At 43.2% G+C, this 15,066-nt stretch carries 8 protein-coding genes and 1 pseudogene; all 9 read left to right on the top strand.

The window, feature by feature from the left end; all coding sequences use genetic code 11:
* The first annotated feature begins 78 nt into the window (after nt 1-78).
* The 9 genes and pseudogenes from secA to QE404_RS16960 all read left to right on the top strand — a co-directional run bounded on the left by secA (nt 79) and on the right by QE404_RS16960 (nt 14,683).
* The gene (gene secA, locus QE404_RS17000; protein ID WP_307452497.1) at nt 79-3,153 is read left to right on the top strand and encodes a preprotein translocase subunit SecA; all 3,075 of its coding nucleotides are present in this window, start codon (nt 79-81) and stop codon (nt 3,151-3,153) included.
* A gap of 149 nt (nt 3,154-3,302) precedes the next feature.
* Entirely contained in the window at nt 3,303-4,436 is a 1,134-nt protein-coding gene (locus tag QE404_RS16995) for a PepSY-associated TM helix domain-containing protein (protein WP_307452495.1), read from the top strand.
* Complete coding sequence (locus tag QE404_RS16990) at nt 4,433-4,609, top strand: hypothetical protein (RefSeq protein WP_307452494.1); 177 nt, start codon at nt 4,433-4,435, stop codon at nt 4,607-4,609. Before QE404_RS16995 ends, QE404_RS16990 begins: the two co-directional genes overlap by 4 nt.
* Nucleotides 4,606-6,780 carry a TonB-dependent siderophore receptor gene (locus QE404_RS16985; RefSeq protein WP_307452492.1) on the top strand — a complete coding sequence of 725 codons (2,175 nt, stop codon included), beginning with the start codon at nt 4,606-4,608 and terminating at the stop codon, nt 6,778-6,780. The genes QE404_RS16990 and QE404_RS16985 overlap by 4 nt, the downstream gene beginning before the upstream one ends.
* A gap of 24 nt (nt 6,781-6,804) precedes the next feature.
* Complete coding sequence (locus QE404_RS16980) at nt 6,805-9,003, top strand: TonB-dependent siderophore receptor (RefSeq protein WP_307452490.1); 2,199 nt, start codon at nt 6,805-6,807, stop codon at nt 9,001-9,003.
* Nucleotides 9,004-9,046: 43 nt separating this feature from the next.
* Nucleotides 9,047-10,252 carry a PepSY-associated TM helix domain-containing protein gene (locus tag QE404_RS16975; RefSeq protein ID WP_307452489.1) on the top strand — a complete coding sequence of 402 codons (1,206 nt, stop codon included), beginning with the start codon at nt 9,047-9,049 and terminating at the stop codon, nt 10,250-10,252.
* On the top strand, nt 10,249-12,366 hold the full coding sequence (locus QE404_RS16970; RefSeq protein ID WP_307452487.1) for a TonB-dependent receptor: 2,118 nt from the start codon (nt 10,249-10,251) through the stop codon (nt 12,364-12,366). Before QE404_RS16975 ends, QE404_RS16970 begins: the two co-directional genes overlap by 4 nt.
* Before the next feature lie 50 nt (nt 12,367-12,416).
* Nucleotides 12,417-13,629: pseudogene (locus QE404_RS16965) on the top strand (PepSY-associated TM helix domain-containing protein).
* Between the two features lie 82 nt (nt 13,630-13,711).
* Complete coding sequence (locus QE404_RS16960; protein ID WP_307452484.1) at nt 13,712-14,683, top strand: ROK family protein; 972 nt, start codon at nt 13,712-13,714, stop codon at nt 14,681-14,683.
* Nucleotides 14,684-15,066 lie beyond the last annotated feature (383 nt).

The raw sequence follows: 15,066 nt of genomic DNA, 5'->3' as shown, positions 1-15,066 counted from the left end.
TTTTATACATCAATTTACACGATAGGCGTGTTGTTAAAACGCTTAAAGCATATCACTTTAGGCATAAAGTAAAAATTTATGAGTTTTTTAAACAAAGTTCTTAAAGGGTTTTTGGGAGACAAGAAAGCGCAGGACCTAAAAGAAGTAAAAAAAGTTGTAACAAAAATCAAAGCTGCAGAACCCGGCATCCAGCAATTGTCTGATGACGGACTGAGACAAAAAACTGCTGAATTTAAAGAGAACATACAATCTGCAACCAGCAAGATAACAGCACAGATAGAACAAATTAAAGAGCAGATTAAAAATTCGACCAATGTTGATGAGAAGGAAGCTCTTTTTTCCAGGATTGAGGTTCTGAAAAAAGAATCTTATGAACTTGAAGAAAAAGTCCTCAGCCAGATCCTTCCTGAAGCCTTCGCGCTGATCAAGGAAACCGCCAGAAGATGGGCGCAGAACGGAGAGATCCGTGTAACGGCTACCGACTGGGACAGGCAACTGGCTGGTGCAGGCAAAGACTTTGTAGAAATTCAGGGAGACACAGCTGTTTGGAAAAACTCATGGGATGCTGCAGGAACTGCCGTAGTGTGGGATATGGTACATTACGACGTACAGTTCATCGGCGGGGTGATCCTTCACAGCGGTAAAATTGCCGAGATGGCAACCGGAGAAGGTAAAACCCTTGTGGGAACACTGCCTATTTATTTGAACTCACTTCCGGGAAGAGGGGTGCATGTGGTAACCGTTAACGACTATCTTGCGAGAAGAGACTCGGCGTGGATGGGGCCGTTGTATCAGTTCCATGGCTTATCCATCGACTGTATTGACAACCACCAGCCTAACTCTGACGGAAGAAGAAAAGCCTATAACTCAGATATTACTTACGGAACGAACAATGAATTCGGCTTCGATTACCTGAGAGACAATATGGTGACCTCACCTTCAGAACTGGTACAGAGAGAGCTTAATTTCGCAATTGTGGATGAGGTGGATTCCGTATTGGTAGATGATGCCAGAACGCCTTTGATCATTTCCGGGCCGGTACCTCAGGGTGACCGTCAGGAGTTTGATGTGCTGAAGCCGTCTATCGACCGCATCGTTGAGGTACAGAAAAAAACCGTTTCCGCAATTTTCAATGAAGCGAAAAAATTAATCGCTGCCGGAAACACCAAAGAAGGAGGATTCAAACTTCTTCAGGCCTACAGGGGCCTTCCTAAAAACAGGCAGCTGATTAAATTCCTGTCTGAAAGCGGGAACCGTGCGTTGCTTCAAAAAGTGGAGGCACAATACATGCAGGATAACAACCGGGACATGCCGATTGTAGATAAAGACCTTTACTTCGTGATCGAAGAAAAGAATAATCAGGTAGACCTTACCGATAAAGGGGTTGAATATATGTCTCAGGGGAACTCTGACCCTAATTTCTTCGTTCTTCCGGATATCGGGACAGAAATCGCCGAAGTAGAGGCAAAAAACCTTTCCAAAGAAGAGGAATTTGAAGCAAAAGAAAGATTATTTGCAGAATTTGCAGAAAAATCTGAGCGGGTTCATACCATGAGCCAGCTCCTTAAAGCCTATACCCTTTTTGAAAAAGATGACGAGTATGTGGTGATTGACGGAGAAGTGAAAATCGTGGACGAGCAGACAGGACGTATCATGGAAGGAAGACGGTACTCAGACGGTCTTCACCAGGCGATTGAAGCGAAAGAAAACGTAAAGATCGAAGCAGCTACCCAGACTTTTGCTACCGTTACCCTTCAGAACTATTTCCGTATGTACAACAAGCTTGCCGGGATGACCGGTACGGCTGAAACGGAAGCCGGTGAGCTTTGGGAGATCTATAAACTGGATGTAGTAGTAATCCCGACCAACCGCCCGATCCAGAGAAATGACAAGCAGGATCTGGTTTTCAAAACCAACCGCGAAAAATATAATGCCGTAATTGAAGAAATTGAAAAGCTTACTGAAGCCAAAAGACCGGTACTGGTAGGTACTACATCAGTGGAGATTTCCCAGTTACTGTCCAAAGCACTTCAGCTGAGAAAAATCCCACACCAGGTACTCAACGCTAAGCTTCACAAGAAGGAAGCGGAAATTGTTGCCGGAGCAGGACAACCTGGCGTAGTAACCATTGCTACGAACATGGCAGGCCGTGGTACGGATATCAAGCTTTCCAAAGAAGTAAAAGAAGCAGGAGGTCTTGCCATCATTGGTACGGAACGACATGATTCCAGGCGTGTGGACAGGCAGTTAAGAGGTAGGGCCGGCCGTCAGGGAGACCCGGGAAGCTCTCAGTTCTATGTATCCCTGGAAGATAACCTGATGCGTTTATTCGGTTCTGAACGTATTGCCAAAATGATGGACAGGATGGGCCATAAGGAAGGTGAAGTAATTCAGCATTCCATGATTACCCGATCTATTGAAAGAGCCCAGAAAAAAGTGGAGGAAAACAACTTCGGGATCAGGAAAAGGCTGCTTGAATATGATGACGTTATGAACAAGCAGCGTGACGTGATCTACAAGAGAAGAAAGAATGCATTGTTCGGGGATCACCTGAAATATGACATTACCAATATGATCTTTGACGTGGCTAATTCTATCGTAGCCAAAGGAAAAGCATCCGGAAGTTATAAGGATTTCGAATTTGAGATCATTAAGAATTTCACGATGGAATCTCCGGTTTCAGAAAATGATTTCGGTAACAAGAACGTAAAAGACCTTACAGAAATCGTGTTTAAGGCTGCTCAGGAAGATTATCAGATGAAACTCAACCTTCTGAAAGAAAAATCATTCCCGATTATTGAGAATGTATATCAGAACCAGGGATCGATGTTTAAGATGATTCAGGTTCCTTTTACAGACGGACATAAGACCCTGACTATCGTAACAGATCTTAAAGAGGCTTATGAGACGCATTGTGACAGCCTGATCAATGATTTTGAAAAGAATATTACTTTATCCATCATCGATGAAAACTGGAAACTGCACCTGCGTGAAATGGATGATCTGAGAAGATCTTCGCAGGGAGCTGTTTACGAGCAGAAAGATCCGTTGGTTATTTACAAACAGGAATCTTTCCATCTGTTTACAGATATGATCGATAAGATGAACAAAGAAATTATTTCATTCTTGTACAAAGGTGAAATTCCCGCGTAAGAAATAACTTTAAATAAAAAAACCGCTTCAGTCTTTACTGAAGCGGTTTTTTTTATCCTGACCCCAATATTATTTATTATGATAAATATCAAGGATTTTATTTATTTAGAACAGTTAAAAATAATATATTTGCAAAAAAATAAGGATTCATGAAGCTAAAAACAGCAAAACGCTGGTTTAATTGGCATAAATGGACAAGTCTCATCTGTACCGTTTTTCTGCTGTACCTCTGTATTACAGGGCTACCGTTGATTTTTCATGAAGAAATTGAACATCTTTTACAGGGCAATAAAGAAGCCGTAGTACAAAACCACGCAAAAATGAGCCTGGACAAACTTGCTCAGATTGCGGAATCCAAATATCCCGGAGAGAAAGCAAGATATGTTTTCTGGGATGAAAATGAAAAGAATAAAGTCCTTTTTGATATTGTAGACAGGCCGGATGCACCGTATGAAAAAAGCAAATACCTGGTGCTGAATGAATATACCGGAGAAATTCTGGGAGCTCCGAGAACAGACGGAATCATGAATGTTATTCTTAAGCTTCATACCGATATGTTCCTAGGCATTCCTGGAAAACTTTTCCTGGGCATCATGGGCATTTTATTTATGATTTCCATTATTTCAGGCATTGTGCTGTATGGTCCTATCATGAAAAAGTATGACTTCGGAATGGTCCGCAAGAACAGATCCAGCAGACTCAGGTGGCTGGATACCCATAACCTATTGGGGATTGCCATTACTGCATGGATGCTTGTGGTGGGGTTTACAGGGGTCATCAATACCCTTTCAGATGTTATCGTTGGATTATGGCAACAGGGCCAGCTGGCCGAAATGACAGCTCCTTACAAGAATCAGAAACCTATTTCAGGAAAACTGAGTTCTTTGGATGATGCCAAAAAATCCGCAGAGAATGCCATTAAAGATATGAAGGTAGCCGTGATCGCATTTCCGGGTACCGATTTTACCAGCAAACATCACTATGCGGTCTTTATGAGAGGAAATACAGAGCTGACCTCCAAATTACTGAAGCCGGTACTTATAGATGCCGCAACTGGTACTGTAACTGATTCAAGGGATATGCCGTGGTATGTTAATGCCCTTTTCATTTCGGAGCCTTTACATTTTGGAAATTATGGTGGTATGGTCCTTAAAATTATCTGGGTGATATTTGATGTATTCACCATTCTGGTACTCATTACAGGCCTCTATCTATGGATTGCCCGCAGAAAAGCGGAAAAACAGCAACTCCAGCTCCTCATTCCAAAAAATTCCAAAGCATGAAAAATACATTCCTGAAACTCTGGGGCATGCCTATTCTTCTGGCTCTGTTATCTGTGTTCGGATTGGTTGCAGCCCTGAATGGTGACGGGATCTGGGACCTGTTAGGATGGCTGTCGCTGTCCGTCCCTTTATTTTTAATTATTAAACATTATTATAAAAATCCTATACGATGAAAAAGATGGTACTTAGTGTGGCGATGCTTTCGGGTATTGCCGTTGCAGCGCAGGTAAAAGATACTGTAAAATCGAATGATATCGAGGAAGTTATTGTAGATGCCTACATCAAGAAAGATACAGAATATACCAATAAAATGCCTCTGAAGGCTATTGAAAACCCTCAGGTATATTCGTCAATTGATAAAACAGTCCTGGAAAACCAGCTTATCTTCACAGCGGATGACGCATTGCGTAATGTTCCCGGGGTACAGAGAATGTGGAGTGCTACCAACAGAGCCGGTGACGGAGGTGCCTACTACAGCATGAGGGGGTTTGTTTCCAACAATTCTTTAAGAAACGGCCTGGTAGCTCCGGTGACTACTTCTATGGACGCAATCAACCTGGAGAAGATCGAAGTGCTTAAAGGACCATCAGCTACACTTTTCGGAAGTACGGTTACTTCCTATGGAGGGCTTATTAACAGGGTGACAAAAAAACCATACGAAAATTTCGGCGGAAATGTATCGCTGATTGGCGGAAGCTATAATTATTACCGGGCACAGGCAGACATTAATGCTCCTGTCACCAATGATAAAAAACTACTCTTCAGAGTCAATACTGCCTATACCAACCAGGGAACATTCCAGAAGAAAGATGCTAAAAATTCCTACTTTGCATTTACACCGTCATTAACATACAAACTTAATGATCAACTGAGCTTCAACCTGGAATATGAAATGTTTGAAACCAGGGCAACTCCTGAACAATCCTTCTTTTATCTTTCAAAAGCCAGTACAGGATTCGATAATATGAAAGACCTTGAAAAAGCCGGCCTGGACTATAAGCAATCCTATACAGGCGATGACCTTTATACCACTGCCAAAGTAAGGAACCTGTTCGGACAGATCAATTATCAGATTAACAAAAACATCCGTTCGACCACTGCTGTAAGCTCAGCGTACAGTTACTCAGACGGGTTCAATCCTTATTTTTCCGTAATAATGAATCCTGCAACAGCAGCACTGAATGTCGTGAGATCTGACCAGTCTACTGTAGACAGTAAGAAAAAATTCTTCCAGGTACAGCAGAACTTTAATCTGGACTATTCCTTTGGCGGAATGAGAAACAGAACCGTGGCAGGATTCGATTTTATGCAGACCAGGGACCGCCAGATGTTCATTTTCCCTGCATCGGGCAGCTTTGATATGGTGCCGTTAACAGGATTTGATTATTCAAATATGAACGGCCAGACGGTTGGAAATTTTTACCAGACAGGAAATGTCAGTGATTATGCCATTACAGGAGACCTTAATACCTACAGCGGTTATATTTCCAATGTATTCACCCCGGTTTCCGGGCTGAACATTATGGCTTCCGTGCGGTATGAAAACAATGACTTCCAGGGCGGCAAAAGCGGAACCCTGGATACAGATCCTTACAAACAGTCAGCATGGTCTCCTAAATTCGGGATCGTGTATGAAATTGTGAAGGACAGATTCTCCGTTTTCGGGAACTACCAGAACAGTTTCAGGAGCAACGGGTACTATATGACCGATGCAGCAGGAAATATGGCATTATCTGCCCCGGAAAGAGCGAACCAGTTTGAAGGAGGATTCAAAACCAATCTTATCAACGGAAGGATCAATGCCAGTTTAAGCTATTATAATATTGATGTAAAGAATACTTTGCTAACGCTGGGTTATGTAGGAGCAAGAGCCATACAGACCCAGGCTGGAGCACAGACCAGCAAAGGTGTGGAGCTTGAAGTGAATGCATACCTCGTAAAAGGTTTCTCAGTGATCGGAGGAATCAGCTATAACGATTCCAAATTTACCGAAATGGACAGTGCACAGCAGAATAGAATAGGTTTAAGGCCAGATACTGCAGGATCACCATGGCTGGCCAATTTCAATGCCAGCTACCAGTTCCTTGAAGGCAACCTTAAAGGTTTAGGATTCGGTATCGGAGGAAATTATGCCAGCGGCAATAAAATATTGAATACCCCGGACTCAAGCTTTACCCTGCCTAAATATTTTGTGCTGAATGCCAACGCTTTTTACGATGCTAAAAAATTCAGGATCGGAGTAAAAGTGGACAACTTTACCAATCAGCACTACTGGATAGGATACACCACCGCAAACCCACAGAACTTAATCAATGCACTAGGAAGCATTACTTATAAATTTTAGACTACACTACAAAGGACTACCTGAATGAGAAAAATTACAATAGCCGCTGCATTTCTTGCAACGACTCTGGCATGGGCCCAAAACAATGACACCATTAAATCGAATGACATCGAAGAAGTTGTTGTAAATGGCAAATACTATAAAAAATACGTTGAAAAAGAAGGTTCTTCCTCCATGCGACTGGATGAGGAACTGATTAAAATTCCTCAGAATATTTCCATCATTACCAACAGGGCACTGGAAGATCAGCAGGTAACCACTATGAGTGACGGTGTGCTGAGAAACGTAGCCGGAGCACAAAGGCTGGAACACTGGGGAGATATGTATACCAGGGTCAATATGAGAGGTTCAAGGGCAGCTGCTTTCATGAACGGAGTCAACGTTACGTCCAACTGGGGACCGTTAAGCGAAGATATGTCTTTTGTAGACCATATTGAATTCATCAAGGGACCGTCAGGATTCCTGATGTCCAACGGGGAACCGAGCGGGATTTATAATATCGTTACCAAAAAACCGACCGGGCAGTCCCTGAATGGTTCCGCAAGGGTAACCCTCGGCAGCTTCAACATGTATCGCGGTGAAACGGACATTGATACCAAAATCACCAATAAAGTGGCATTCAGGCTGAACCTGATGGCACAGAACAGAAACAGCTTCAGGGATTATGAATTCAATGACCGCTATATCATCAATCCTTCCCTTAAAGTAAATCTTACGGATAAAACTACTTTAACGGCTGAGTACATTTATCAGAAAGCTAAAATGTCTGAAGTAGGCTCTGCCTATGTTTTCAGCTATGACGGATATGCTACCCGGCCGGTATCATACACCGCGACCGATCCGAGCATTGAACCTACCAAAGTGGACAATAATACGGTGAACATCAATTTGCAGCACAAATTCAATGAGAACTGGAAACTGACATCCCAGCTGACCTACGTGAATGAATACACCATGGGGAGCAACCTCTGGCCAAGTAGCTTCGTCGGAAACTACATGATACGCCGCCTGGGCTACTGGGAAGCAGATAATACGATGAAATTCGGACAGATTTTCCTGAACGGATATGCTAAGACGGGCATCGTTTCCCATAAAATCTTAGCCGGACTGGATTTAGGAAGCAAAAAATACATGGCAGACTGGTCCCAGGGATATAATCTGGACAAATACAATGCTACTGACGATTATAGTGCGCCCGCTGATTACAGATACTGGTATAATCTGAATACCAATAATTACGATATCAATACGGGAGCCTATTACGGTTACAATAATACCCAGGCCTTCGTTTCTTTTGACGGAACGACTAAAACGCTTACAGAAAGAGCCGGGACAGGCAGCATGCTGAATCAGAACTATACTGGTTTATACTTACAGGATGAACTCGGTTTTCTGGAAGACCGTCTAAGGCTGACTCTTGCTGCACGATATACTACTGTGAAGGAAAGCAATTACGGGACTAAGATGGAAGCCGATAAAATAACACCTCGGGTGGGGATCAGCTATTCCATAGATCAAAACCTGTCTGTTTATGGTTTATATGATCAGTCATTTGTGCCGCAGGCAGCCATTTTCAGGGATGGCAGTACCGTAAAACCAATTACGGGGAACAATATGGAAGTGGGTGTGAAAAAAGACTGGCTCGGAGGAAAGTGGAACACTACTTTATCCGTATATAATATCATTAAAAATAATGCAACCACCAATGACCCTACCAATACAGGGAATGAACAATTCTCTATCCTGCTTGGAAAAACAAGGGTACAGGGAGTAGAGTTTGATCTGAAAGGGGAAATTGTAAAAGGATTCAATGCTATTTTTAATTATGCCTTTACCGAGAATAAAGTGACAGAGTCTAATGACCCTGTAAACAATCCTGTAGGGATGAGAGTTCCCGGGTACGCTAAGCATACCGCCAACGGATGGCTTAATTATACATTCACAGGGGGGACCCTTGAAGGTTTCGGTGTTTCTTTCGGAGGGACGTACCTGGGTGACAGAAGCACCTGGAACTGGGCCAACACCGGGACACAGAAGAATATGGGCGATTATGTAAAATTTGATGCCGGCCTTTCCTGGGAGGATACTAAGTTCAGGGTAGGCTTAAATGTATTCAATGTATTTAACCGGTACCTGTATTCAGGCTCACCATACGGAAACTACTACTATTATCAGGCAGAAGCTCCGAGAAACTTCAGGTTATCCATCGGATATAAATTCTAACCCTATATTACCAAATAGCCAGCCTCAAGGCTGGCTTTTTTTCATGAGAAAAAAACATCTTCATAAAAAGAAACCTTCATGGGGCAAACGATGGTCTGCAAAGCTGCATCTGTGGCTGGGCCTTTCTGTGGGTAGTATTATTTTCATCGTTTCGCTTACAGGAACCCTGTATGTTTTTAAAGACGAAATTCATGATGTCATGAGAAAGGAGGCCATGTATGTGAAAGCGGAAACCATAACTCCGGCTCCTCTATCCATTGAAGTACTGAAGGGCAAAATTTCATCGGAAATCCGTGAAAAAGTTCCCATTAGTTCCGTAGAGATTTACCTGGATAAAAACCGCTCTTACGAATTCCTGTATTATGAAAGAAATAAAAAAGCATGGAACTATTTTGATGAGGTAAAAGTCAATAAGCTGGTCTATGTCAATCAGTATACCGGAGAGATCCTGGGGGTGTACAATGAAAAATATGACCTCTTCCCTATCCTGAAAGCCATCCACTGGAGTTTGCTCCTTCCCACAGACTGGGGTAAATATGTGGTGGGGATCCCGACTGTACTCTTCATCATCATGCTGATCACCGGGATTGTATTATGGTGGCCAAAGAACAAAAATGCCAGGAAATCACGCTTCAGCTTCAGCTGGAAAAACGTAAAGGGCTGGAAGCGGAAAAATTATGACCTTCACAATATTTTAGGGTTTTATGCCTCATTCATTGCCCTTATTGTGAGCTTAACCGGGATTTATTTTGCTTACCCATGGGTAAAGAATGCATTTAACTATTCCCTCTCCGGAACTGCAGAACTTCCGAAAGACAAAGAGATTAAATCCCCGGACTCGCTGACAGCAAGAAAAGAATATCTATTTGACCTTACTGCCCAGCAAACTCAGAAATTATACGGAACATCCTCCAGCTTCAGAATTTCGCTCAACGGAAAAAACAAAAAGGGCAAGGAGCTGAAAAATATTCCGGTAACCGTCTATGGTGAAGACGGCAGGTATGCTATCAGGCACCAGCTGGTTTTTGATCGGTATTCAGGAAAAATATTATCCAACAAACCTCACCATACCTTAACCAACGCAGAACAGTATGCCCATGCCAATTATGATATCCATACAGGATCGTATTTCGGGCTCTTGGGTAAGATCCTCTGGTTTGCCACAGGACTGATCTGCACCTCACTGCCTGTTACCGGATTTCTGGTATGGCAGGGCAAACAAAAAAAACAAAGAAAAAAGAATCAATGAAAAAAACATTTACAGCAATATCTTTCCTGGCCGCTACCATGGCTTTTGCCCAGTCGAATGACAGCTTAAAAGTAAACAATGTGGACGAGGTAGTGATGACAGCCTCCCGGAAAAAGGAAAGCATCAAAGAAATTCCGAGCTCAGTAACTATCGTCGGCGAAAAGCAGATCCAGTCGCAGCTGACCATTAATTCAGATATCAGCAATATCCTCCAGTATACGGTACCCAGCCTTGCTACAAGCTCGGGAACCACCACCAACAGCGGCCAGACGCTGAGAGGGCGCCAGGTCCTTGTCCTGATTGACGGGATTCCTCAATCTACCCCTTTGAGAAACGGAGCCAGAGACATCCGCTCCATCGATCCTTCGGTAATCGAAAGGATCGAGGTGATCAAAGGAGCGTCATCCATTTACGGGAACGGTGCAGACGGGGGAATCATCAATTATATTACCAGAAGGAGCCGAACCAATCAAAAGATTTCGGGTATTTCTCAGATCGGTATAACCGGTCAGCCTTATGGCGGTACCCTGGGTATCAGGGCTACACAGCTTTTATCAGGTAAGCTATCCGATAAATTTGATTATGTGGCATCCCTGACCTATGAAAGGACAGGCTATATGAAAGACGCAGATGGCGTTTACCTCAGCCCTACCTACAGTACTGCAAAAATGGATAACTACAACGGCTTGCTGAAGTTGGGATATAATATCAACCAGAATCAAAGGATTGAAGCATCCTATATCGGGTACGCCTCAAAGTCTGATCTTGATCTTGGCCTGAAGACGGGAAAATACGGCATCACGCCTACCATTGCAGATGGGGCAGGAAAAAACCTGGCTACCACACCGCAGGGAACGCCCAGGAACCACAACTACAAATTAAGCTACGACAATAAAAACCTGTTCTGGAATACAGCCCTGAATGTCAATCTTTATTATCAGGATTTCAGGACCGTTTACGGATACAGCGATACGTTCCTGAACGGCGGACAATCCAATGTTATATCAAAAAAATCCGGGTTGAGAGCCAATCTTGACACCCAGCTGTGGAACACACAAAATTCCCAGGGAGAGGTGATCTACGGCCTTGACGTGTTGAATGATAAGACCGCCCAGAAACTGGAGGATGGCCGCTACTGGACACCAGATATGGATATGACCAACATTGCTCCTTTTCTGATGGTAAAAGTAGACCTGCTTAAAAAGCTGACGCTGAAAGGAGGCTTACGGTATGAAAACATCAAGGTAAAAGTGAGTGATTTCAATACGCTGTCCACGATTAAAAATGACGGCACATTTACCAAAAGTATCTTTGTGAAGGGAGGCGACCTGGAATATAATGCCCTGGTAGGAAACATTGGACTTAGATACAACATCCAGCCTTACTTGAATCTTTTCGCAAGCTTTTCACAATCATATTCCATTAATGAGCTGGGAAGGATTCTGAGGACCTCTACTTCAGAAACCATTGCCAACCTGGAGGCCAAGCCGATTATTGTGAACAATTATGAACTCGGAGCTACAGGACAGATCGCTAAATGGCTGAACTATGAAATGACGTCCTATGTAAGTACATCAAAACTCGGTGCCTCTTTCGTACAGAGCCCGGACCGTTCCCTGACGATCCAGCGGGCTCCGGAAATAGTTTATGGCGTGGAGGGATACCTGAACTTCACTCCATTAAGATGGCTGAATTTCGGAGGAAGCTACAGCTGGATGGAAGGGCTTACGTCCCTGAATGATAACGGGGATTATTCAGCCAAGATCAATAACAGCAGGATTTCAGCGCCGAAAGTTCTTGCTTATGTGCAGCTAAGGCCGGTACAGGCACTTTCCATTGGGATTGATATGCTGCATGGCTTCAGGCAGAACCGCTTTGACCCGAATCCCAAAACCGGATTGTATTCATATGGAGAAGGAACCGTACCTGATTATACCGTATTCAATTTCAGGTCTTCTTATGATCTTAATTCCAACTGGAAGCTGTCCCTCGGCATCGAAAATGTCTTTAACAAAGTGTATCAGCCGGCGATTGCCTGGTGGGCAGCCCGTGACAGTGATTTCGTGAATGCATTAGGGATGAGAGGAACTTTTATGGTGGAATATAGATTTTAATTAATCTAAATAAAAACATTACACTTATCTTTGTAAAACTTTTCAGAGACATGAGGAAAAAACATCATCATAAAAAAAAGCCGGGTGTATTTAAAAAATGGACCGGAAAACTGCACTTGTGGCTGGGGCTTGCTGTAGGCTTCCTGATCTTTATTATTTCCATTACAGGAGCACTGTATGTTTTTAAGGATGAAATAGAAAATTTCACCAGAAAAGATGTCATCTACCATCATGAGCAGGGCATTGACCGGAAAGAAGTTCTTCCGATCCGCATGCTCGAAAAAGCTGTTGTGGAACAGGTGAAAGAGAAATATCCTGTCCACTGGGTCAATATCCCGGTGGACAAGAAGCTTTCCTACCAATTCTACTGGTATGAGCATAATCCGGAAGGCTGGAACTATTTTGATGAATTTCCGATTTATAAAGTTGCGTATGTAAATCCGTATAATGGAAAAGTCCTGAGGACGTATGACGAGAAGAACGGCTTTTTCCAGATCGTCAAGATGATCCACTGGAGCTACCTTCTGAAACAATCCTGGGGAACGTATCTGGTAGGGATCCCAGTGATTATTTTTGTGATCATGCTGATTTCCGGAATCATTTTATGGTGGCCCAAGAACAAGGCTGCCAGGAAACAGCGCCTTTCCTTTAAATGGAAAAACGTAAAAAATTGGAAACGGAAAAATTATGACCTCCACAATATCCTGGGCTTCTATTCTTCCATCTTTGCGCTGATTTTCGCCATTACAGGCTTGTTCTACGCGTTTTTCTTCGTACAGGCGGCAATTTATTTCACGTTCTCCGGAGGAGAAACGAAATATCCCGATTTTTCATCCATCACGACAAAAGCTCCGGCATCAATGAGGACGGAAGGAACACTGGATAAGATCAGCAATACGGTAAAGGCAAAATACCCTGATGCCTATGGATTTTCCATTGATCTGGGACATGAGCGATATGGATGACCATGCCCATCCGAATTTTGAAGTATACGTAAAGCATCTTTCCTACTCTTATCATAAAAGCAGCAGCCTTATATTCGATGAAAACTCCGGGGAACTGCTCCATACCCACGACCCGAAAGACAAAAACCTGGGCGAAAAAGCCGTAGCGGCCAACTATGACATCCATGTCGGGGCTATTCTCGGGCTTCCTACCAAAATCATCGCCTTCGTAGTCAGCCTCATTTGTGCTTCGCTGCCGGTGACCGGATTTATGATCTGGTGGGGCCGAAGAAAAAAGAAGACGGCAAAAGCAGCATAATTATTCAAATAAATGTTTCGTTAATAATCCATTAATACAATCTTTTTTATAATTTAGACCTTTAGAATTTTTTACAAAAGAAATGTCATTAATAGATTTATCAAAAAATGTTGCCTTAGGAATTGATATTGGCGGCACCAACACTAAATTCGGTGTGGTAAACCACAGAGGAGAGGTTCTTGAAAAAGGCAGCCTTCGTACGGATGCTTACCCTACTGTTGAAGGATTCATTGACGCATTGCATGAACAGGTCTACCCTTTCATCGAGCGTTACGGAAAAGAAAAAAACTTTGACGGGATAGGAGTAGGTGCTCCTAACGGAAACTATTATAAAGGGACCATTGAACTGGCCCCAAACCTGCCCTGGAAAGGTATTGTACCTTTCGCTGAGCTCATGACGAATAAATTCGGCCTTCCGTGTACCGTGACCAATGATGCCAATGCTGCTGCATTAGGCGAAATGCTCTTCGGGGCGGCCAGAGGCATGAAGGACTTTATCATGATTACCCTGGGAACAGGGGTAGGAAGCGGAATTGTAGCCAGCGGAAGCCTGATCTACGGACATGACGGATTTGCCGGAGAACTGGGACATACCATTGTAAAACCGGGAGGAAGAAAGCACTGGAGCACAGGCTCTGAAGGGAGCCTGGAAGCCTATGCCTCGGCAACCGGAATTTCAATTACGGCTAAAAAAATGAGGGCTGAATTTGCTGAATCCATGCTGAACCAATACCCTGAAGAGGAAATCAACTCCAAGACCGTCCATGAATGTGCCCTGAAAGGAGATCCCATCGCCATCGAGGTATTCCGGTATACCGGACAGAAATTAGGTGAAGCCCTAGCCAACTTTGTGATGTTTTCTTCCCCGGAAGCGATCCTGCTTTTCGGAGGCGTGATCAAAGCGGGTGAATTTATCCTGAAACCTGCCAAGCTGCATATGGAAAGAAACCTGCTCCCGATTTTCAGGAACAAGGTAAAACTGGTTTTCAGCGAGCTGGATGAAGCCGATGCGGCGATCCTCGGTGCCAGTGCCTTAGTGTGGGAGAAAAAATAGACAATACCATCTATACCATTAATACAAAGCATCCTTTTCGGATGCTTTCTTGTTTGATTTCTTAGAGAACTTCAAATTCAGCAGTTTATTTGGTCATGGATCTATCAACCTTATCAGGGTTTGAAGCCCTGACAAGGTTCAGGCTTAAAACAAATTTAGAAATGAAAGAAATGATATGCAGCATCAAATGAAAATCAAAGATTTTCATAAATTTATGTGCTCTTTTGTTTTCAAAGCGCTTCTCTTCATACTTCTAATGTGTCAAAACTTTTGCGACTATTGTGGTTAAACTATCTGACATGCATATTCTAATTGTGCCAGAGCTATAGAATCACCCCTATTTTATTCTCGTATATCAGCAGATCACGCAGATCTTTTTTCAA

It is taken from the genome of Chryseobacterium camelliae (assembly GCF_030818575.1).
GTDB classification, from domain to species: Bacteria; Bacteroidota; Bacteroidia; order Flavobacteriales; family Weeksellaceae; genus Chryseobacterium; species Chryseobacterium camelliae_A.
The sequence above is the reverse complement of the archived record's forward strand: the minus strand, read 5'-3'. Positions and strand labels throughout refer to the sequence as shown.

What these genes read in the sequence shown, in the direction of transcription:
- secA (WP_307452497.1), top strand. Translation starts at nt 79, where the DNA reads ATGAGTTTTTTAAACAAAGTTCTTAAAGGGTTTTTGGGAGACAAGAAA.
- QE404_RS16995 (WP_307452495.1), top strand. Translation starts at nt 3,303, where the DNA reads ATGAAGCTAAAAACAGCAAAACGCTGGTTTAATTGGCATAAATGGACA.
- QE404_RS16990 (WP_307452494.1), top strand. Translation starts at nt 4,433, where the DNA reads ATGAAAAATACATTCCTGAAACTCTGGGGCATGCCTATTCTTCTGGCT.
- QE404_RS16985 (WP_307452492.1), top strand. Translation starts at nt 4,606, where the DNA reads ATGAAAAAGATGGTACTTAGTGTGGCGATGCTTTCGGGTATTGCCGTT.
- QE404_RS16980 (WP_307452490.1), top strand. Translation starts at nt 6,805, where the DNA reads ATGAGAAAAATTACAATAGCCGCTGCATTTCTTGCAACGACTCTGGCA.
- QE404_RS16975 (WP_307452489.1), top strand. Translation starts at nt 9,047, where the DNA reads ATGAGAAAAAAACATCTTCATAAAAAGAAACCTTCATGGGGCAAACGA.
- QE404_RS16970 (WP_307452487.1), top strand. Translation starts at nt 10,249, where the DNA reads ATGAAAAAAACATTTACAGCAATATCTTTCCTGGCCGCTACCATGGCT.
- QE404_RS16960 (WP_307452484.1), top strand. Translation starts at nt 13,712, where the DNA reads ATGTCATTAATAGATTTATCAAAAAATGTTGCCTTAGGAATTGATATT.